Annotated in this window: 16 protein-coding genes; 11 read left to right on the top strand and 5 right to left on the bottom strand. The window is 38.0% G+C overall.

Translation table 11 applies throughout. From position 1 onward, the window contains the following. Positions 1-168: 168 nt before the first annotated feature. Genes LVD51_RS00970 through LVD51_RS00980 form a run of 3 tightly spaced genes read left to right on the top strand, consistent with a single transcriptional unit; the run spans position 169 to position 3017 of the window. Positions 169-909: a FadR/GntR family transcriptional regulator gene (locus LVD51_RS00970; RefSeq protein WP_236969298.1), complete on the top strand. Its 741-nt coding sequence runs from the start codon at positions 169-171 to the stop codon at positions 907-909. Positions 910-945: 36 nt separating this feature from the next. Further along, the gene (locus LVD51_RS00975) at positions 946-1875 is read left to right on the top strand and encodes a dihydrodipicolinate synthase family protein (RefSeq protein ID WP_236969299.1); all 930 of its coding nucleotides are present in this window, start codon (positions 946-948) and stop codon (positions 1873-1875) included. Between the two features lie 53 nt (positions 1876-1928). Continuing rightward, positions 1929-3017, top strand: coding sequence for a sialidase family protein (locus LVD51_RS00980; RefSeq protein WP_236969300.1), 1089 nt, complete (start codon positions 1929-1931; stop codon positions 3015-3017). Between the two features lie 255 nt (positions 3018-3272). Here LVD51_RS00980 and LVD51_RS00985 read toward each other — a convergent pair whose 3' ends face one another. Further along, complete coding sequence (locus LVD51_RS00985; RefSeq protein WP_236969301.1) at positions 3273-4217, bottom strand: IS1595 family transposase; 945 nt, start codon at positions 4215-4217, stop codon at positions 3273-3275. Between the two features lie 409 nt (positions 4218-4626). Here LVD51_RS00985 and LVD51_RS00990 point away from each other — a divergent pair, with 409 nt between their 5' ends. After that, positions 4627-6162: a T9SS type A sorting domain-containing protein gene (locus LVD51_RS00990; protein WP_236969302.1), complete on the top strand. Its 1536-nt coding sequence runs from the start codon at positions 4627-4629 to the stop codon at positions 6160-6162. A gap of 729 nt (positions 6163-6891) precedes the next feature. Here LVD51_RS00990 and LVD51_RS00995 read toward each other — a convergent pair. The 4 genes from LVD51_RS00995 to uvrB form a co-directional block, all read right to left on the bottom strand. Beyond that, a complete protein-coding gene (locus tag LVD51_RS00995) occupies positions 6892-7320 on the bottom strand; it encodes a hypothetical protein (protein ID WP_236969303.1) in 429 nt (142 codons plus the stop codon). Positions 7321-7341: 21 nt separating this feature from the next. Next, the gene (locus LVD51_RS01000; protein ID WP_236969304.1) at positions 7342-8742 is read right to left on the bottom strand and encodes a SusD/RagB family nutrient-binding outer membrane lipoprotein; all 1401 of its coding nucleotides are present in this window, start codon (positions 8740-8742) and stop codon (positions 7342-7344) included. A 12-nt stretch (positions 8743-8754) separates the two neighbouring features. Continuing rightward, positions 8755-11859, bottom strand: a complete 3105-nt coding sequence (locus tag LVD51_RS01005) for a SusC/RagA family TonB-linked outer membrane protein (protein ID WP_236969305.1) — start codon at positions 11857-11859, stop codon at positions 8755-8757. Positions 11860-12241: 382 nt separating this feature from the next. After that, positions 12242-14248: an excinuclease ABC subunit UvrB gene (gene uvrB, locus LVD51_RS01010; protein ID WP_236969306.1), complete on the bottom strand. Its 2007-nt coding sequence runs from the start codon at positions 14246-14248 to the stop codon at positions 12242-12244. Between the two features lie 60 nt (positions 14249-14308). On the opposite strand from uvrB, the gene LVD51_RS01015 reads away from it, so the two are divergent. The 7 genes from LVD51_RS01015 to LVD51_RS01045 all read left to right on the top strand — a co-directional run bounded on the left by LVD51_RS01015 (position 14309) and on the right by LVD51_RS01045 (position 22508). Then, positions 14309-15079, top strand: coding sequence for an alpha/beta fold hydrolase (locus tag LVD51_RS01015; protein WP_236969307.1), 771 nt, complete (start codon positions 14309-14311; stop codon positions 15077-15079). A gap of 56 nt (positions 15080-15135) precedes the next feature. Next, on the top strand, positions 15136-16776 hold the full coding sequence (locus tag LVD51_RS01020) for a S41 family peptidase (RefSeq protein ID WP_236969308.1): 1641 nt from the start codon (positions 15136-15138) through the stop codon (positions 16774-16776). A gap of 76 nt (positions 16777-16852) precedes the next feature. Then, on the top strand, positions 16853-17563 hold the full coding sequence (gene tsaB, locus LVD51_RS01025; RefSeq protein WP_236969309.1) for a tRNA (adenosine(37)-N6)-threonylcarbamoyltransferase complex dimerization subunit type 1 TsaB: 711 nt from the start codon (positions 16853-16855) through the stop codon (positions 17561-17563). Positions 17564-17719: 156 nt separating this feature from the next. Then, positions 17720-18058 carry an ArsR/SmtB family transcription factor gene (locus LVD51_RS01030; protein ID WP_236969310.1) on the top strand — a complete coding sequence of 113 codons (339 nt, stop codon included), beginning with the start codon at positions 17720-17722 and terminating at the stop codon, positions 18056-18058. A gap of 229 nt (positions 18059-18287) precedes the next feature. Next, positions 18288-18617, top strand: a complete 330-nt coding sequence (locus LVD51_RS01035) for an ArsR/SmtB family transcription factor (protein ID WP_236969311.1) — start codon at positions 18288-18290, stop codon at positions 18615-18617. A gap of 290 nt (positions 18618-18907) precedes the next feature. Continuing rightward, positions 18908-20011 carry a YHYH protein gene (locus tag LVD51_RS01040; protein WP_236969312.1) on the top strand — a complete coding sequence of 368 codons (1104 nt, stop codon included), beginning with the start codon at positions 18908-18910 and terminating at the stop codon, positions 20009-20011. A 277-nt stretch (positions 20012-20288) separates the two neighbouring features. Further along, positions 20289-22508, top strand: a complete 2220-nt coding sequence (locus LVD51_RS01045; RefSeq protein ID WP_236969313.1) for a TonB-dependent receptor — start codon at positions 20289-20291, stop codon at positions 22506-22508. Positions 22509-22580: the final 72 nt, after the last annotated feature.

Genomic DNA, 22580 nt, shown 5'->3' on the forward strand with positions numbered 1-22580 from the left:
ATGATGAATTAATATTTGGATAAAGAGATTATTAAAAAAAAATAGTAATATTGTAGGACAATTACTATAAATAAAAAATACTTTAAAATATTTAGAATTCAGCAAAGGAAAATATAAAGAAATAAGGAGGATTTGAGATGTTGAAATGTTAATGAAATAGGCATGAAAATGAAAGATGAAAAAGTGGGATTGGACGTTGGCAAGGGCAAGGCGTTATTTGCAACGAAGACTTTAGTAGATCAAGTGGAGGAAAGGATACTGAACTATATCAGGAGTAATCATTTAAAACCGGGAGATACATTGCCCAATGAAACACAGTTGTCTGAAGACATGGGTATAAGTCGGAATGTAACCCGGGAGGCTATGAGTAGATTGCGTATGTTGGGCATTATTCAATCACGAACCAAGCGGGGTATAGTTATCGTAGAACCTCCCTTATTTATAGGGCTTGAAAAAGTCACCAATCCTTACTTATTCAGTGACGAGACTATTCACAGTATTATGGAAATGAGGATAGCCTTAGAAGTAGGCATTGTCGATTTCATTTTTGATCGCATTACCGATGTAGATATTCAAGAATTACATCGAATTGTGGAACAAGGCAGTAGTTTTTCAGATAATAATTGGCCTATTGAACTGGAGAAGGAATTTCACATGAGGATATATCAAATAGCGGGGAATCGATTTATCAGTCAATTTCAAAAAATCATCCACATTATATTTGAATACGCAAGAAGCAATTACGATGCATTAATTCGGCCTATTAATGATCAATTGAATAAAGAAGGTCGATTGGTTACCCATCAAGATTTGTTTGATACATTGGTAGCTGGAGATCGACAAGGTTATACACAGGCCATCAAAGGGCATTTAAATCTATATATTTCACTAAAAGAAAAATTGAAGTAACCTCTCTATAGGTTGCGATAAAATTATTATAATACTATGAATCGTACAGAAATCACTGGGCTCATTGCAGCCCCATATACCCCTTTTGACAACAATGGAAATTTGAATTTAGACCTAGTAGCTAGTTATGCACAATATTTAAAAGCACAAGGAGTATCTGGTGTTTTCGTCGGGGGGACGACGGGAGAAGGAATGTTAATGGACATATCAGAGAGGAAGGCATTGTTGGAAGCATGGATGCCTCACAAAGATGAGGATTTTAAGGTCATTTGTCATGCTGGTGCTACATCTTATAAAGATAATCAGCAGTTGGCTGCACATGCAGAAAGCAATGGTGCTACTGCAATTAGTGTTATGGGGCCTATGTTTTTAAAGCCCAACAATGTGTCTGACTTAATAAAGTATTGTAGGGAAGTAACTAATGCCGCACCAAAAACCGATTTTTACTATTATCATATACCCAGTGTATCAGGGGTTCAGTTGTCCATGCATGAATTTTTACAAGAAGCAGAAAGTGAATTGTCAACTTTAAAGGGGATTAAATTTACCGATGCCAATTTTTTGGAAATGAATCTTTGTCTCAATGCCCATGAAGGGAAATGGACCATACTTCACGGTCAAGACGAAACCTTGTTGGCTGGATTGGCCTTAGGTGTTAAGGGAGGTGTAGGTAGTACCTATAATTATATGGCACCATTGTACCTTCAAATTATAGAAGCCTTTGATAATGGGGATATTTCGACAGCTCGTTCATTGCAATATTTGGCAGCAAAGTTTATTGAATATCTGATTGCATTTGGAGGAGGTGTGATTGGGGGAAAACCTTTGATGAGAATGGTGGGATTGGATTGCGGTCCATTGAGAAGTCCAGCGGGGAATCTCAGTCAACAGCGAGTTCAGGAGTTTGAATCGATAGTAAAAGAACTCAATCTACTGCAATATATGCTGAGCCCGGTCAAAAAGTAATTAAACAATAATTGGAATAGATATTTAAATCATTTTTTAGAATATAATTTACTATGTTAAAATACTACTTTTTATCCTTGCTATTGTCTTGTGTCTATTATGGTTGGGGACAATCTTCATCCGAAAGTGAAGCTATTAATGGACAAAAATTTTTCGAGATCAAAGAATTGTTTAGCGATGAAAGATTTCCCAATGTTGTGGTGACACAAAAAGGGACGGTATTGGCAATTTGGGGTAGAGAAAATGTTCGTGTTCGAAGAAGTGAAGACGGTGGACAAACTTGGTCGGCAGAAATCGATATTGCATCTGGATTACATGGAGGTGGCGCTATCGTCGATGAAGAAAGTGGTCATATCTTCGTATTTATAGAGGCAAAACATCCGCCAGCAAAAGCGATGATGTATGTGAGTGTGGATGACGGAAAGACTTGGAAGCAGGAAGATCTAAATATTAAAGCCAATAGTTTGGGGCACATTCCTTCTATGCATATGAATGAGGCCGGTATTACTTTGCAGTTTGGCAAACACAAGGGGAGAATCATTAAACCTTGTCGATATTATGGTGAAGGAAATGATAGACAATATTGGGACGACCACTATACCAATGCTATGTATAGTGACGATAACGGAAAAACATGGCATACTTCAGAGCCTTTTCCAGCGCATGGAACTGGAGAAGCAACCTTGGTTGAGTTGTCGAATGGGATGATTTATTACAATTCGCGTAGACATAAATCTACAGATGGTCGCAACCCGAGAATGAGACATACAGCTTGGAGTGATGATGGTGGACATACCTGGAAAAATTTGTCGGTTAGCGATGTATTGCCAGATGGAGATAAATGGCAGGATTACGGATTAATGGCTGGATTGACTCGTTTGCCCAGTGAGACTGAAGATGTTCTTTTATTCAGCAATATTATATCTGATAAGGGGAGGCATAATGGTCATGTATGGGTAAGTCCAGATGGTGGGCAAACTTGGCCCTATAAAAAGCTAATTGATGCAGGCAAATTTGCCTATTCTTCCATGACTGTTGGTAGAGAGGGGACGGTTAGCGAAGGATTTGTTTATTTGTTTTACGAGGGTGAAAAAAGTGGTAGAATGGCTCGATTTAATATGGAGTGGTTAATGGAAGATTAGAGAGGGTTTTAAAACATATCTAATTTGATTTGGAGGGTGATTTTGTTCTGGAAAACTATCTGGAAAAACTATCTGGAAAAATATTGATGCAAGAATGGAATGCTCGGTGATAAGGTGATAGACTAAGGAAGAATATTTGCATTAAACAACTTAACCTAGTCATTTTTCAGTTAGTTTTTTTGAATTGTTATCCAGAGGATACAATTTTTAAGGCTTAAAAGACTTTGATTTTGGCGATTTATGTCATCAATGCCATCAAGCTGATTTAGGTAAAATTTTTGAATTTTCAGAAAACAGTGCTTTAGGCTTGTACGACACGATGTCGCGATACGTCCTCGGTTCGTGGTTTATCATTCGATCTATTACATGAAAAAATAGATCGCCTTCCATGTCACTTCTGTTTAATCTAAAGAAATATTCGTCAATGTAATATTGTAAATGCTCAGCATGGCCATGAGTTCCCCTGAGCCAATGTAAAAGCCCACAACCGATTCGATAGGACATGACCAAAGGACGCTTACCCTGATTAGGCAGTAAAGCTACCATGGCCGGAAATTCCTTTTGGAGTGGTCCGAACCCCGTCCAGCCAGTAGTTCTGATTGGGGCTGCCTTATGAAGGTGGTCCCGAAATATAATTCCCAGTTCATTGGCACTCAAATTATTTACACGATGTCCATAGGTATTACCACGTCCACTGCCTTTTTTCTCATGAGCGAGGACGGCTAGTTTCTTCTTTTTTACCTTTTCTCCATTTTCAATCACGTGGTTAATGCCCAATTCACAGGGCATTATTTCCACTTCACTAGAAATGATATATTTTTTTCTAGATCCCATAGATTGCATTACTTTTTGTTTAAATAGCCAACATGTTTTTTGTCTTAATCCGAGTTTGCGACTTAGTTCCGTTGAGGCAATGCCTCGTTTATTCGTCGAGACCAAATACACTATGTAAAAAGCTTTTAGAAGGCTAAACTTCACTTTGTGAAATAAGGTGTTGGCCGTTGGCGATTCTACATAGCCACAGGCCGTACACCTGCGATCGTATTCCTTTCTACCATGACAGTACTTTTTGCGTTTGCAACGGTGACATTGATAACCGTTTTCCCATTTCTTGTCAAAGAGGTACTTCAAACAACTTTCGTCATTAGGAAATTGCTGCTGGAAGTCAAATAATGACAAGGTTTTTGATATTGCTTCCATGATATTTATGTTTATTCCTTAAAATACGAAAAAAAATATTGTGATATAAATGTGTAAAGCGCTCTTTCGCAATCCTCTGCGAAAAAATTGAATTTTTAACTACCTATCTATACCTTTTTACCTATAGTTTTTCATTCAATTTATCTATCCATGAGCTTACTTGATTTTCCTTCCTAAAATTATCATCGATCTTTTATTTGCAAAATCCATTGTGATGTTAATCACTTTAATTTTCATCGCCTAATTCAATTCTTTAATTTAACCCATATCCCTATAATCGTATAACAATAGAATCATAGACGCATTATCCACTTCACTAAATCTGAGAAATCACTGTTATCATCGACCCATTACCTTTGTTGTTTTTAAAAAATACAATTGAATATTCGTTTTTTTTGTAAATTGAAGTATGAAATATATATGTCATTTGGTTTGCGTATTTAGCCTTCTTTTAATTACCAATCATGCAATAGCGCAATCCCTGCCATCTCATACTACAGAATATAAAGGCCTCTGGGTAACCAAATTTAAATCCAATGTCCTGGGCAATACCCTAGCCGAAAATGAATTGTTGACCTATGCACAAACCTATGGCTACAATTATTTGATCTGTACCAATATGTACCAAATTTTAACAGCTAATTGCGGATCCTTTACTACCGATATGAATAATCTTCGCCTCTTTATCGAAAAAGCCCACAATGAATATGGAATCTCCCGCATTAGTGGAAATGTAGGATCTGCTGCAACTGCAACAAAAATCAAGAATTATAACAATTGTGCCAGTGTAAGTCCAGCACAGAGATTGGATATGATTACCTATGAATGCGAATTCTATAACCCATCAACCAATGGATCCTGCCCAGGTTATGCATCATTTATCTCCCAGCTTAATACCATAAAATCAATCACCACTTCAACTTCTAGTAGTTCTGGAGGCAATATGGTTTGTGAAGTATATATTGGTGGTTCTGGAAGTACGGGATTGGTAGTAACCAACTCGTCAGAATCGGAAATGAAAACTATAGCTAGTACTGCAGATCAGGTGTTACTCACTTATTATAGATCCTCTCCCTCTAGTTCTGGTGGAAATTTCTTTAACTGGACCATTCAGCGCCTGCAATGGTTGGCCAGTTCTACAGGTAGTCCAAACTCTATAGTGCTATTGTTGAAATCTCGGAATACCGATACCAATAATATGAATAGCTATCTCAATACTTATCCCGGTAGTCATAGTGATGCCATCATTGACCCATATTATAGCTGGACAGAAGGAAATAGTTATAACCCCAGTTTAACTAAAGGATATGTGGAAAAATTTGAAGACGGAACTTATCCTTGGCTTAGTGGGATAAAGGTTAAGGGATTTACTTGGTTTGAAAATGAAGCCAATCAATCTATGGTTACCCTTCCATTGTCGCTATTAGAATTTACAGCTAATGCCCATAGAGATAAGACAGTGGCCATAGAATGGAGATTTGACGAAGGCTCTAGCTTTCGAGAATGCCAATTGGAGTACTCTATTGACGGCATTCATTGGCAGTATTTATATACCTCTACAGGGAACGCGTATCAAGATAACTATAATCATTATCCTCTTCCTTCATCTAAAATCTATTATCGATTAAAAATTACAGATCAGTCACTTCGGATTTCTTACTCTAAAATTCAATCTGTGCAGCTGTCAAATATTGAAAAACAAGATTTATCATTGTATCCGAATCCCAGCAATGGACATTTTAAGATTTTAGGTATAGACAAGAAGAAAGAATATATAGTAAATATATTCAACCATAATGGTCAGTGGGTAGCCAAACAATCATTAAATTCCCTGACTTCTAAAGATATTCAGCCTTGGGATAATCAATTGCCCGGTATGTATTACATTCAAATACTAGATCGACACAAAGTTGTGGATTGGAAAAAAATAGTAATTATGCCATAATTAAGGGCTGGCTCTTAACTTCGATTAATACGAATTACATTTATAATTATTAAGCTCACCCACCCACGACACGGAGGCTTTCCCACCCGAAGCCACTGGCGTCAATTCCTTTAATGCTATTATATTGTAAAATGAAATTTTATTCTTATTAATTTAAATGCAGTCTCGTCGCAGTACAGTGGCTAAAATCCTGACGATTTACATTGCAATCACGCCTCGGCCGGGAGGCCTACCCACCCGAAGCCAGTGGCTTCGGTTCCCTCGCCAAATGTCCATTAAGGACATTTGGTTGCTCTAAGGAGCAACTTTGCTCGGTCATCTTTCGATTTATTGTAGAGACACGACTGAATGAAGTAGTCTGAAAGACTACCAAATGCCCATTGATGGCATTTGATGAAGGAGCCGAAACCTCAGTGTTTCGGATGGGTTGGCATTGCGTCTAAAATATTTTGGATTGAGACGTAATGATTGGGGCCTGTACGAAAGCTATGCCTGCCTAGCCTTTCGCGAGCAAAGTGGCAATTCGCTACCGAATTGAAGTGTAATCTCGCCTCGGCATGGTATCCTCGGTTTCTTCACCAAAGGTCGATTTACGACCTTTGATTGCCCTAAAGGGCAACTGCGTTCAGTCATTCGAAATCTTTTCCGTCATTATAAAATGTAATTCGTATAACGTATAAAAAAAAACCCCCGAGTTAAATCAATAATCGGGGGCGTTTAAGGTCTTCGTTAATTAACCGTGACGGTTTTTGAACTCTCTCTGGATAAATCAAAAACGGTGGTTACACTGACTCGATATTCTACACTGGTGCCCGAATCTACCGATGGAAGCGTTGTCGTGTAGTTGTATAATTCTGCTTCACTTACTGGATCGAAGGAAGGAGTGTATGGCTTGGTATCAATTAGGGTTTCTACCCCATCTATCGTTTGATAATATTTAATTTCCTTTACCTCATCTCGCGACCAATACTGTAGCGCAATGTTGATTTCTTTTCCACTTTCGAAAACATCGCCAGAACTTGGAGTGACAGTTAGAATTTGAATCACTGGGTAATAGGTACCACCCTCCTTAATGTTTTCGTCCAACCAAAATTCTTCGGCATCATAGCAAGATATCGCTGTGGTAATTAAAAATAGATATAATATGATGTGTTTCATTTTTATAATATTTTAAGTTGATTATAAATCCTTCCACATTGGGGCAATAGGATCTTTTCGGTTAGTGTTTACATTGGAACTGTTTCTGGTCTCTTCTGAATCTGGGTACTCAGCCCGCAAGATGGGTTGACTTCTCTCTTCAAAATTGGGTTCTACAAAATTCTTGTAAACTGCACTGCTGTAATTATGTCTTCTCATGTCGTTCCATGCTTCAACATTGAAGACAGATGCAATATATTTTTCCTTCATGATAAGATCTAATGCAATACTACCATCCACGGTTGGATTCGCTAAGTAGTCTGCTATGTCGCCGGCTTCAACACCAATTTTGGTCATATTGGCTGTGATACCATTTTGATAAGCAGTTTTTGACTGCGTTGGATTGCTATTTAATAAAATCTCAGCTTCGATGAATTTTAATTCGGCATAGCTCATGATGACCAATGGTCCATAAGGATCCATATACCATGTGTCCTGAGTAGGCAATACCGTATAATCCTGATCATCGATATACGATGCCACGCCTTTGTATTCAGTCGCACCTTCTGTCAATTCAGCTATTAAAGGTAGTCGAGGATCTACTACATTGTAATTGGTTCCATTCATCATGTCAATAAAATACTTTCCATAAGTTTTGGTATAAATGGATTCAGTAATCTTCTTAGCGATATTGAAGAACCATGGATTGGCAACTACATCGTTGTAAATCAATTGCAAGTCGTCATCGTTTGATGAAAAACCCGCATTAACGGCAGATAAAATCTCACTGGATTTGTCTCCTTTGGATTGAAGATGTAATAGATATCTCGCCTTTAGTGAATTGGCCAATTTAACCCATTTAGTCAAATCTCCTTCATAAAATAAATCATCATTAGCTGGAGAATAGTCAGACTCAGCACTTTGTAAAAAAGTAATAGATTCGTCTAAAAGTGATAATAAGGTATTATACAATTCCTCTTGGCTATCGTAAGCTGGAGAAATATTGTCAGAACCTTGAAGTGCATTGGAAAATGGTGCATTTTCCCAGCAATCAGTCAATAATCCCAAATTGAGTGCCTGTAAAACTTTACCTACTCCTACATAATGTGGTGCATTTAGGCTCTCGGCATTGTCGATCATGGTTCCCAAATTATTGAATACTCGTAGATAAAGTTCTGTCCAAGCAGAAGTCAAACTAAATTCCTTGTAATAACCAGATTGGATATTGTCCAATTGGTGAGTGGCATTCATGGCCGAAGTGGCTGCAAAATACTGAGCATCTGCCGTCGAGGTAATGATAGTCGGTAAAAGAACTTTTAATGTAACAGATGATTCATCGATTTTTGTCGGATCGGTGTTGACATCAAAAAAATCGTTACAGGAACTGAGCATTAACATGCCGAGTATGCTGATAGATATATATTTAAATATTATTTTATTCATTGCGTAGTATTTTTAAAAGACGATATTGAATTTCACATAATAAGATTTAGTAGCTGGGGTCCGCATACCGGTGAATCCGTAAATGTTACTGCCCGAACCATAATAGTTGAGCTCTGGATCATATCCTCTGTATGGGGTGTTTAAGAAAAGATTGTTTCCAACCAAACTTATCTGTGCTTTTTCTATCTGGTTATTGCCAAACAAAGTGCTAGGAAGGGTGTAAGTCAAATTGACATTTCTCAACCTAATCCAAGAAGCATCGTGTAAATGCGCTTCAGGAGCATATCTATAAATGTTTGAGTTTCGGTAAAAACCAGCCGGATCGATTTCAACTGCGGTAGTATTTTCTTCGTAAATAGGATTGCCAGAACCATCGGTTCCCGTCAATTGAACGGCGTCGAAAACCACTCTTTCATATCTACCATTAGTTTCAGTCAACTGCCCATTATCAATACTGTAGGGTCTCGAAACATCGATAACCTTACCTCCTTTTTTCCATTCCCAAAGGAAGGATAATGCCAAATTCTTATAACTAATGCTATTGGTCATACCCAAGATAAAGTCGGGTAATGCATTGCCCATCAAAACACTGGTGTCAGAATTTAGTCGAGGTAGACCGTCTTCCATTACGATCAGTCTTCCGTCTTCTGTACGTTCAAACGGTTGTCCATATAAATCACCAATAAGTCCACCAACTACGTATTTATTGGTAACATTTCGATTGGTGGCCAAGATGATTTCATTGTCTTCACTACCGGTATTAATGGATTTAACCTTGCCCTCTGTTTTGGAATAGTTAAGTGAAATATCCCAGTTGAGTCCATCTTTGGATTCAAATATGGTACCGGTGACCAAAGCCTCAAAACCTTTGCTGTCTAAATCACCAGCATTGGTCAAAAATCTTGATGCTCCGGTGGCGTTACTAATAGGCACACTGAGGATCATGTTTTCCAATTTACTTTGATAATAACTTAAATCAAAGCCCAATCGATTGTTCATCAATCGCAGATCTAATCCAAATTCCGTAGTCTTTGTAAACTCAGGTTTTAGGTTCTCATCTCCAAAAGAGGATTGCTGGGTATATCCAATAACATCTCCAAAAGGAAATCCACTGGCCAATTGGAAGTATTTTCCAACTTCATATGGATCGGCGTCTTTACCCACCATAGCATATGACCCTCTCAATTTAAGGAAAGAGATGATGTCTGGTAAGTCAGTCATGTCCGATACTACCCATGATAGATTGGTAGAAGGGAAAAAGTATGACCTATTATCTACCGGTAAAGTCGATGACCAGTCGTTACGACCAGTTACGGTTAAATATAAAAATCTCTTGTAGTCCAAGGTAAGATCAGCAAATACAGCCATGTTTCTGTATTTGGTGTCTGAATTGGATTGCTCCAAATCGATGGTGTTGTTTAAATTGAAAAAATTATCCAATTCAAATTGCTTACCTACCAAGGTTACTCTTTTTGCATTATAACCATAGGTATAGTGACCAAGGGTAGCAGATAAGCTAAAGTCTTGATTTAAAGAAAAATTACCTGCAAGGTATAGGTTAGAAGTCAATGAAGTTTTAGAGATGTTGTTATCAACCAAAAATCCATAAGGGCTTCCCAGTACCCCAGATTGACCTTCATCGGTCTCAGGATGTACTATTCTTTCACGAGCGTCTCCATAATGATCTAACCCCAATGAATAGTTTAGTGACACAGAAGGCAATAGTTGATAAGACATTTGTGTACCACCTATGATACGATTGACCAAACTCTCATTGCTTATGTTTTCAGCAAGGAAAAGAGGGTGGTCAATGATACCAGCAGCAAAATTGTTGCCATAAGTATAGGGTGTCTCATAAAAAGTAGCATCAGATATATTCGACATATAGGCCAATACATTCATAATGGATTTTCTTCCTTCATGTGGTGTATTGCCTTTGGCATTGGTATAGATAATATTGGTGTTAATCTTAAATTTATCCGAACCTTGATAGGTTGAACTCAAATTGATGGTCGCTTTATCATAATAAGAGGTGGGAATAATACCTTGATCTGAGGAATAATTACCCGATACTCTGTATTTAAAGTTGTCGCTACCCGCGGCTAAACTTAATCCAACATTGCTCGATTGACCGGTTTGATAAAAATCTTCATAAACATTGCTAACCTTCGTCGTGGTCTGATCAGTTACTCCTGCTCCCCAAGAGTCCCACTCAAAAGTTCTTTTTAATGAAGTGGAACGATTTCCATCAATAAAAGAAGTTTGTACTTCCGGTACTTTGTTGACTTCACTCCATCCATGGGTGTAGTGAGCACTGATTTGAGGTTTGGCAGAGCTACCTTGCTTGGTTTTGATAATGATTACCCCATTGGCGGCTCGAACTCCATATAGAGCAGTTGCAGCTGCCCCTTTCAATACACTCATTGACTCTATATCATCTGGATTTATATCGGCAATACGATTGGTGGAAGAACCCTGGGTTCTACTATTACTTCCGATACCGTAATCGGCACCACCTGGAATTATGGGTGGGGCATCGATGTCATCACTTACTTCAATACCATCGATGACAAAAAGTGGTCGATTGGATCGAGATGGATTAAGGGAAGAAATTCCCCGAATCAAGATATCGGCACCAGCACCTGGAGCACCACTTGAGTTATTAACATAAAGACCAGCTATTCTACCTTGTAATGAATTCACAAGATTGACTTGATTGGTTTTTGAAATTTCTTCAGAATTGAGATCTTCCACGGCATAACCCAAAGCTTTGCGTTCCCGTGAAATCCCCAAGGCAGTGACAACTATTTCGTCCAATTGATTTCCTTCCGACAATACGACATCTATGGTGTTCGATGAACCAACGACAATGTCTTGACTGGCATATCCAACATAAGAAAATCTTAAAGTTTGGCCGGATTCGGCGGTAATGATGTACTTACCGTTAAAATCAGTAACTACACCTTGATCGGTTTCTACCAACAATATATTGGCAGCAATGAGAGGTAGTCCATCTTCATCTGTGACAGTACCTTCAATTTTCATTTCCTGTGCAAAGGCAGTCATACAACTGACCATGACAGTAAACAAAACAAATAAGAGTTTTTGTTTCTTCATAATTTTTGAATTTTTTCACTAATAAATACCCTAGCGTTAGTAGACTAGGATTGTGGTAAAAGATGACAATCAGAAAGTTAAAATTAATAAAAAATAAACATTAAAACTACCGCTAGTTTAAATTTGATTATTTTATAGACGAAAATTGGTGGTTTTTAAAGTTTTTGTTTGTTATTATACAACTAATTGTTTTTTGCCCGATGAGAATTAATAAAGGGTGATTTTGTTGTTTTTTAGCTGTATGTTTTGTGTTGCAATGTATGCTCGGAATAATCGAATAAATTATTCTATTTTTTTAATTTACATGATGATTTTCAGTTTTTTTATCTCTGAAATTGCAATGTTTTATTTGGAATAATTATACTTTAATTTACGATCAGACTTATCTTCTTTTCTTTAGGGCCAGCATTTCGTCTCTCAATTGTGCTGCTGTAATAAAGTCTAGATCGGCGGCAGCAGCTTTCATTTTCGCTTCTGTGAGCGCTATCATTTTGTCTAATTGATCCTTATCCATATATTCTAAAACAGGATCTGCCGCAAGAATTTTATCGGTCTCTTCAGAGTATTTTTTCTTCCCTCGAATATCGAGGATGGATTTTGAATTGAGGATTTCATCTCTAGATTTGGATACCGTCGTCGGAGTTATACCGTGTTTTTCATTATAGGCCATTTGTTTGGCTCGACGTCGATTGGTTTCATCTATGGTTCGTTGCATGGAATCAGTTACCTTATCTGCATAGAATATAACCAAACCGTTTTGATTACGGGCCGCACGACCAGCCGTCTGGGTCAGTGACCTTTCATTTCTCAAGAATCCCTCTTTGTCTGCGTCGATGATAGCTACTAGAGATACTTCTGGTAAATCCAATCCTTCCCGCAATAGGTTTACCCCAATCAAGACGTCAAAAGTTCCCAGCCTAAGCTGTTGCAAGATTTCTACCCGTTCCAAGGTGTCTACTTCTGAGTGTATATATTGACATTTAATATCTATGCGCTGCAAGTATTCAGACAGTTCTTCGGCCATCCTCTTGGTAAGAGTAGTGATCAGTACCCGCTCATTCTTTTGAATGCGAAGATCAATTTCGCCCAATAAGTCGTCGACTTGGTTATGACTTGGACGCACTTCAATGGGGGGATCCAATAATCCAGTGGGGCGAACTACCTGCTCTACAATCAATCCATCTGTTTGTTCTAATTCGTATTCGGCTGGGGTCGCACTTACATAAATGATTTGATTGGTGATTTCTTCAAATTCTTCAAAGTTCAAAGGTCGGTTGTCCATGGCCGATGGCAATCGGAAGCCGTAATTGACCAAGTTCATTTTTCTGGCTCGGTCACCACCCCACATACCTCGAATTTGAGGTAGGGTGACGTGACTCTCGTCAATAACAATGAGGAAGTCGTCGGGAAAATAATCTAAGAGGCAAAATGGTCTGGTTCCTGGCTTTCGACCATCAAAAAAACGCGAATAGTTTTCTACCCCAGTACAATAACCCAATTCTCGCAACATTTCTAAATCGAAATTTACTCGTTCTTGGATTCGCTTGGCTTCAAAATATCTACCATCGCTTTCAAAATATTTTATCTGATCCTGTAGCTCGTCCTCTATGCTGTGGATGATGCCGTGGATTCTATCTTTGGGGGCTACATATAAGTTGGCAGGATAAATGGCTACATTTTCCAACCTTTCTATACTCTTACCCGTTTCTGTCTCTATCCTTTCTATCTCTTCTATCTCGTCTCCAAAAAAATTAATGCGGTATCCATAGTCGACATAAGGTAGATTGATGTCTACCGTATCTCCCCGAACTCGGAAGGTAGCCCGTTTAAAATCGATTTCAGTTCTGGAATACAGGATGGAAACCAGTGAATGCAAAAACAAATTTCTCGACAATATCTGTCCCTCGTGTATTCTTATAATGCCGGTCTTGAAATCTTCGGGATTCCCCATACCGTAGATACAGGAAACCGAGGCGACGATAATTACGTCATTTCGACCAGAAAGTAGAGAAGATGTGGCTCGCAGACGAAGCTTGTCCACTTCTTCATTGATCGATAAATCTTTTTCAATAAAGGTGTCAGATACCGCGATATATGCTTCTGGTTGGTAATAGTCGTAGTAAGAAACGAAGTATTCTACCGCATTGTCTGGAAAAAAATCCCGAAATTCACCGTACAATTGTGCTGTTAATGTCTTATTGTGTGTGATGATAAGGGTAGGCTTATTTACCTTTTCTATTACATTGGCTATGGTAAAGGTCTTACCAGATCCGGTAACACCGAGTAAAACTTGTGATTTTTCACCAGTCTGAATTCCATTGGTCAACTGCTCAATAGCTTCTGGTTGATCCCCTTTGGGTTGATAATTTGATTCAATTTTAAATGCCATAGTTGTTGTGTAACAGTTAGAATATAAAACGGGTTCAAACATTAAAAATAATATAATAAAATGAGCATATCATTAAACTTTAAAGAATTGGGCGAGGGTAAGCCCTTAATTGTATTGCATGGATTGTTTGGTTCATTGGACAATTGGTCGAGTTTGGGCAGACAATGGGCAGAATATAATAGGGTTTTTCTCGTGGATTTGAGAAATCATGGAAAATCTCCTCATACTGCAGATCATAATTATCCTGCAATGGCTAATGATATAGTTGATTTTATTGATCAGCATCAATTGTCCGATGTTACTTTGTTGGGGCATTCTATGGGGGGGAAAGTGGTGATGGAAACCGCCCTTCAAAGACCTGATTTAGTCGCTCAATTGATAGTGGCCGATATGAGTCCACGACCTTTTCCTCGCGGGCACGATGATATATTTGAAGCGATGAATGCACTAGACTTTTCATCCATTACTTCTCGCAAAGAAATAGAAACCGTGCTGATGGAAAAACTTCAAGATATCGGTGTGGTATTATTTCTATCTAAAAATATCAAACGCAGTTCGAATGGATTCGAGTGGAAATTCAATAAGTCGGTATTGGAGGATAGCTATGAGAATGTATTAATGCCCGTTCAATCCTCAGGTATATTTGATAAACCAACCTTGTTTCTCAAGGGAGAAAACTCCAATTATATTCGCAGTGAAGATCGGGAAAGTATTGTTCAACTCTTTCCTCAGGCTCAAATTAAAACCATTTTTAATGCCGGTCATTGGTTACATGCCGATAATCCAAAACAATTTTTCGATGAGGTGTCTTTATTTATAGGTACAACATAGTACCAGCGACTGCGGTTTAATCGTTCTATATTGTATCGTAATTTAATTAAATGAATATGAAAGCGCTAAGAAATATACTTTTATTGACCTTCTGTTTGTTCCCATGGTTTTCCTTTTTACAAGTGACTAGTGGCAATAATAAGACTTTTGAAATTGCCAAGAACTTGGAAATCTTCGTTGAGGTGTATAAAAATTTAAATAATCATTACGTCGACGATTTAGATCCAGCAACCATTATGAATGTGGGACTGGATGCCATTATGAAGTCATTGGATCCATATACTCGGTTTTACTCTGAATCCGAAATAGAGAGTTATCGATTCCAAACCGAGGGTAAATACGATGGTATTGGAGCGAGAATAGCTAAGATCGAGGATGCAGTAACGGTTTTGGAAACCTATGAAGGAGGACCAGCTGTGGCCGCAGGTCTTAGAGCTGGTGATCAAATTGTGACCATCGATGGGATTTCGCTGTTGAATAAGTCCAATGAGGAGGTCAAGGATGTTTTGTTGGGGACTGGTGGTGCAGAGGTGGTTCTTGGAGTGAAAAGGTATGGCGATTCCGAGGTGCAGTCTATTCCGGTCAAAAAGGGTGAAGTCAATGTTAAGAATGTTCCCTATTCGGGGATGATAGACGATGAATATGGGTATATCGCCTTGTCTACTTTTACAGAGCAGGCAGGTAGCAATGTAAGAGGTGCTTTATTGGAATTAATAAATAATAACAAAGGACTGAAAGGACTTATTTTTGATTTGCGAGGTAATGGTGGTGGATATCTAAGAGAAGCGGTAGAAGTCTCCAATGTTTTCTTGCCCAAAGGACAATTGATAGCTTCCACCAAAGGCAAGGTCTTGGAAGAGCAAAAATCTTATAAAACCATGAAGGATGCTGTCAGCGAGGAACTTCCTGTCATCGTGTTAATAGATGGCAACTCTGCTTCCGCATCAGAGATTGTGAGTGGGTCATTACAGGATTATGATAGAGCGGTATTGCTGGGAGAAAGAACTTATGGCAAGGGCTTAGTGCAGATTACCAAAAATTTGCCTTATAACAATCGGATGAAATTGACCACATCTAAATACTATATTCCCAGTGGTCGTTGTATACAGTCGGTAGAATACGATGCCGATGGAGAACCCATAGTAATTGCCGATTCACTGAGGACAACCTTTAAAACCAGTAATGGTCGGGTCGTTCTAGATGGGGGAGGAGTAAAACCAGATGTGGAGTTGTCGTCTGATATCAATCCCGAAATACTACAGCATTTGCGGCAAAAATATTTGATTTTTAATTATGCCAATGAGTACTATCTCCATCATCCAGAAATAGGCAATGTCGAAGAATTTGAATATGAGGATTATCAAGATTGGTTAAAATTTATTGAATCAAAGGGTTTTAACTATCAATCTAAAGCTCAGAGTGCTTTGGATGAATTAAAAAATAATGTCTCTGATTACAAGAAGTTTGAAAAAGAAATCAAAGCTATCAGCAATCAGTTGGCTAAAGAGAAGGAAAGCTCACTGGAAGAACACCAACAGGTCATTCAACAAGAAATAGGGAAAGAAATTGCCAGTCGTTATTACTTGCAAAAGGGTAAGATACTTTATGCATTGCGTCACGATCCCCAAATCACCAAGGCTATAGAAGTAATGAAAGATCAAAAAAGATATAATGAAATATTAGCCAAAGGAAACTAGGCTAATATATTTGTGAATTTTTTAAATGTCTACCATATATATACTATATGTAGGCTGATAAAATTCAAATAAAGGGATGACGACAAATTATTTTTTATGCATCGAGACATCGGGCAAGTACTGTGCGGTATGTCTATTGGCGGGTGAAGAAGTCTTGGCTTACCGTCGCAATATGAAAGAGAATCAACACGGCAGTGACATTGTTTTGTTGATTGAGGAGGTATTGGCCGAAGGACAGATCTCATACAGGGATTTAAAGGCTGTGGCCGTCAATCTAGGTCCGGGGTCATATACCTCACTTCGCATAGGGTTGGCAACGGCTAAAGGCTTGTGCTATGCCTTAGATCTTCCATTGATCGGACTTACGGGATTTGATATATTACTCGATTATGCTCAATCAACTGACCTGTCTATGTACGGACAGTCTTCTCCTGATTATTTTATCCCCATGCTGGATGCAGGCCGTATGGAAGTATATACATCTATCTATGATGGATCTAAAATGGAGTGGGCAGAGTATGAGCCCAAAATATTGGATAGTGAATCCTATGTGGAATTTTTTGACCAGTCCGTTTGTTTTGTAGGTGATGGGGTATTCAAATGGTGGTCCAATATCGAGGTTCCAAAGCAGTGGTGTAGCATAGATGTGTCGATAGATGTGAAAATGATGAGGACATTAGTGAATAGATTTTATGGGGAAAATAAAATTTCTAATCTTTTTCAGACCCGCCCTTTATACATCAAAAAACCTAACATAACTACTTCTAAGAAGCGATACTTTGTTTAGTAATCAATTGATTACGCATATTTGATATTTATTTTGTGTTTGTGGTTGATAGTGATTAGTTAATAAATTCTAATAATATTTTATAGGCACATTCTTTTTTGGTACAGTTTTGGTATTAAGATTAAATGTCATTTGATAAGCCTAAAACAATATAAAATGAGAAAGCATAAGAAAGAGACATTTACACTGAAGATGGGAAAGAAAGATATTCTTCTCAACTATGCTGAGTTGCGTAAAGCTGTATTGGTACTGCGAGCGGTTAACCACAAGTTGCGTCAAAGAATCATCAATCTTTTAGAAGAAAACAGTGAAATGACTGTAACTGATATTTATATCAAGTTGCGATTAGAACAAAGTGTTGCATCACAACACCTAGCCATTCTTAGAAGAGCTGGAGTAGTGAGCACAGAAAGACAAGGTAAATATATTTACTACTCTCTAGACAAAGAGAGACTAAAACAAATCAACCGACTCGTAGAAGAATTGGCTGAATAGGGAATACTTTAACTCCCTACTTTATATTAACAATCATTAAATATGGTTGATAATTATATTGAGACCGTGAGGACTCTGTGAATTTATGACCGACTAGAACCTAAACATTAAAATGCTGTATCACCTAATGCAGCATTTTTTTTTCCTTATTGTTTGGAATATATATAAAAAAGTGTAATATTTGTTACACTAAGGTTTATTTATTCAAAACAACGAAAACAAAAAGGTCATGAAAACTACTAAGGTTACGCTAAACCCTGAGCGGGTTGGTAAGGCGTGGGCGATTGCGCATGCACTCGCACATCCTTTACGTCTTAGAATTTTAGAATTTATCGACAGTATGGGAAGTACCAATGTCAACCGAATTTATCGGGCTCTTGACATTGAACAGTCGATCACCTCTCAACACCTGCGTATATTAAGAGATGCGGGTATTGTAGTCAACGAAAAAGATGGTAAGTATGTTCATTATGCAATCAACTACGAAAGAGTTGAAAATGCAGCAATGGCAACCAGTGCATTTGCAGAAGTGGATCGTGCGTATACGATGGTACATTAATCGCTACAGTTAATGTTTATCATCCTATAGCATAGGAACTTCAAAAACCATATTTTCTTTTCCGCGCTTACACTGTAAGATGGGGTTGAGAAGATATGGTTTTTTTTGTTTGTAGACTGTTGAAAAAAATATGTTTTCAAAATAATTATATGGATATGTGATGGTATTTTGTAGTATTTAGCTAGGGATGGTTTTTCTCACTTCCCTATTTAATCAAAAAAAAGCCAGTGGTATCGCAGGATTTTTAGCATAAGTTGGTCTAAAGGAATATAAACGTAAAATTTTGTTCAATGAGATCATCTTATTTCTACCTATTTTTCATTGTTTTTGGACTTGGATTATTTAATTCCTGCCATCGAGGAGGTAGTTCGAATAGTTCTAAAGCTGAAACAGGTACAGTAGTAGATGTTAATGCTACGTACTTTACCACTGCTAATCCCAATACTGTAATAAAGAAAGTGCCATGTACACTTTCCGATGGTAGTGAAACGGATTGCTATGAGATTATTACCAAAAGTATTCCGGTAGATCATCAAATGGGGCCTTGGTGTCCGGACAACATCTCCGATGATGCCAGTGCTGGAGGAATATGGTTAGAAGAAGGGAAAGTATATGATGTGGATGGTGATTTTATAAAAAACTTAGCGACCTTTTACAATGACGAAACATGGCAGATGTACGATGCCAATGGCGATGTATATATTACTAAAACAGAAGAAGATTGTATCAATGCAGCGAATCCAAACGTAGGTGAAGCCTATGAAAATTTTTGCGTAGAATGTTTGCCTTCTTTTATCCATAATGTTTCCCAGACTTTCCTCATTCCCGTATCCCCAGTATTGCAAACTGATGCTTCCTATTTTTCTAGGGGACCAGGACCTGGAGGACCAGGTGGACCAGACGGAGGCAAAGGACCTAGAGGACCAGAAGGTCAACGGCCACCAAAGGGCGAAGGCGGTCGAAATAGACCAGATGGTCCAGGTAGGCCAGAAGATCGTGGAGGTCAAATGAATGCCGTCCCTTCTACTCGAGGCTTGGCTTTGAATGGAATAGAATTTTCTGCGCCAGCACCAGTAGACAATATTCTTAGTGCTTACACTCTTGCTCCTTTTGACAACGCTGGAGGACATATAAATGTCCACCAAGGCTACCACTATCATGCGGCCACTGGTGTGAGTTTTTCAATTGAACAAAGTGATGGTCATGCTGCATTGATTGGATATGCCATGGATGGTCTTGGGATCTATTCGCATTTAGATGCTGAAGGGAATGAAGCCGAGGATTTAGATGATTGTCGGGGACATTATGACGAAGTGAGAGGATATCATTATCACGTTGATGCAGCAGGGAATAACAATTTTATTAATTGCTTACAAGGAGCCTATGTCAAATAGGTAATCAGTCTGTTGAGAATATAATGAATAACCAACCATTGGCATTCAAATTATAGAATTTTGTATTATTAACTGCAATTGTAAGGAGAATTGTTTTTGTAAAATACAGGATAGATTGACGATTCATTATAAAATTCGTTTCCTATTATTAGGTGGCTAATAAACATAAGTTATAAAAATCACAAATGAAATAATGTTGCATAAACAGTACGTAATATTTCATAGTTTTGGGCTCTGAATCAAGAAGTGGATTTTCACTTTGAAATACAGATATTATATGAGATTTTTGTTACTAGTTTTAATTTTTACTGGGATTAACCCGGCCCTGTATAGTCAAATGATAAAAGGGAAAGTGATTGAAGATTATGGAAGTCCAATTATAGGGGTTCATATTTTAAATCGTTCGAACAATCAACACACCCACACGAATGATGAAGGATTTTTTCAATTGAGTGGAACGAATGTAGGGGATACTTTACAGTTCAGTCATATCGGATTTGAGTCGGAAAATCATGTTGTTGAATCATTTAAAAATCAATTGGAAATTAGAATGTCTAGTGAATCTATATCACTAAATGAAGTGGTTATCTCCAATAAAGTAAATGCCCTTCACCTCATTTCTGATATTGATATAGAAATCAATCCGGTAAATTCTTCACAAGATATTTTAAGAAAGGTTCCCGGCCTCATCATCGGACAACATGCTGGAGGTGGTAAAGCAGAGCAAATATTTTTAAGAGGGTTTGATATTGACCATGGAACCGATATTAATATCACCGTAGATGGTCTGCCCGTAAATATGGTCTCTCATGCACATGGGCAAGGGTATGCAGATTTGCATTTTGTGATTCCGGAAACCATTGAGAAAATTGATTTTGGTAAAGGTCCTTATTACGAAGATCGTGGAAATTTTGCGACTGCAGGGTTTGTCGATTTTCAAACTAAAAATGACTTAGATCTGAGTTCGATAAAAATGGAAGCAGGTCAGTTTAACACTCAACGCTTGCTGGGTATGTTTAACTTGATCAACGATGACCATCAAAATGCCTATTTTGCTTCTGAGTATATTGCAACCGACGGCCCCTTCGACAGCAGTCAAAATTTTAATAGAATTAATTTATTTGGAAAATACTCCAATCAAATTAGTGATAGTGATCGGTTGGGAATTACAGCATCACATTTTAGCAGTTCTTGGGATGCCTCTGGTCAAATCCCCAGCAGGGCAATTGAAAGTGGATTGATTGGACGATTTGGTGCCATCGATGATACCGAAGGTGGAAATACGGGGAGAACCAATATCCTTTTAAATTACGATAAAATAATCGATAAGACTTCTTCTATTAGGAACTCGGTATACTATACTCAATACGACTTTGAATTGTATTCCAATTTCACTTTTTTCTTGGAAGATCCTGTAAATGGAGACCAAATTAAACAGGTAGAAAATCGAAAAATATTTGGCTTCAACAGTGAGTATAGTAAATCATTTACCAATGGCCTTATAGATGGTGTATTACATGCGGGGATAAGTCTGCGAAATGATGTCAGTAGTAATAATGAATTGTCACATACCCTAAATCGAAAAGAAACTCTTAATCAGATTCAATTAGGGGACATCAATGAAACCAATGTAGGCGCATATGTTGGGGGTAAATTTGACATTGATAAATGGTCTTTTAATCCAGTACTTCGAATTGACCATTTTAATTTTATGTACCACGATAAACTGCAAACCAGTTATACCACGCAGGCCAATACAAAAGCCATAGTCAGTCCGAAATTTAATATTTTATATAATCAATCCAATAATTTGCAATTCTACCTGAAATCGGGAAAGGGTTTTCATTCTAATGATACTCGCGTAGTGGTGGCTCAAGATGGAGTTAATATTTTACCTGCAGCTTATGGATTAGATTTGGGATATATGTGGAAAATAACGCCAAAAATGTTGTTGAATATGGCTTATTGGTATTTGTTTTTGGAGCAAGAGTTTGTGTATGTAGGCGATGCCGGTATTGTTGAACCTAGTGGTAAGACTAGACGGCAAGGCATTGATCTTAGCTATCGATACCAACCAGTGTCTTCATTATATTGGAACTTAGATGTCAATTATACTCATGCGAGAGCCATAGATGAAGAAGAAGGTCAGAATTACATCCCCCTAGCCCCTGATCTGACCTTGGTTACAGGTATCAATTTCAATCATAAATCTGGGTTTTACGGTAGCGCCAATTTGCGGTATTTAAAAGATCGACCAGCTATGGAAGATAATTCTATCACTGCCTTCGGTTATACTGTTGTCGATTTGAACACCGGATATAAGTGGAAAAGTTTTGATTTTGGAGTTCAGATCCAAAATCTATTCAATGTCGAATGGAATGAAACGCAATTTGCAACTGATTCGAGGTTGTTTGATGAACCGAGCTCGGTATCAGAAATACATATTACGCCGGGAACGCCTTTCTTTATGAAAGCTTCAATTCAATATAGTTTTTAAATAATGAGGGCAGTTTCTGAATCCTAATTCGGTTTTCCTAGTGAATTGATGATTGTCGTCAAATGGAGGTTA

The sequence above is a fragment of the Membranihabitans marinus genome (assembly GCF_021729155.1).
GTDB classification, from domain to species: Bacteria; Bacteroidota; Bacteroidia; order Chitinophagales; family Saprospiraceae; genus Membranihabitans; species Membranihabitans marinus.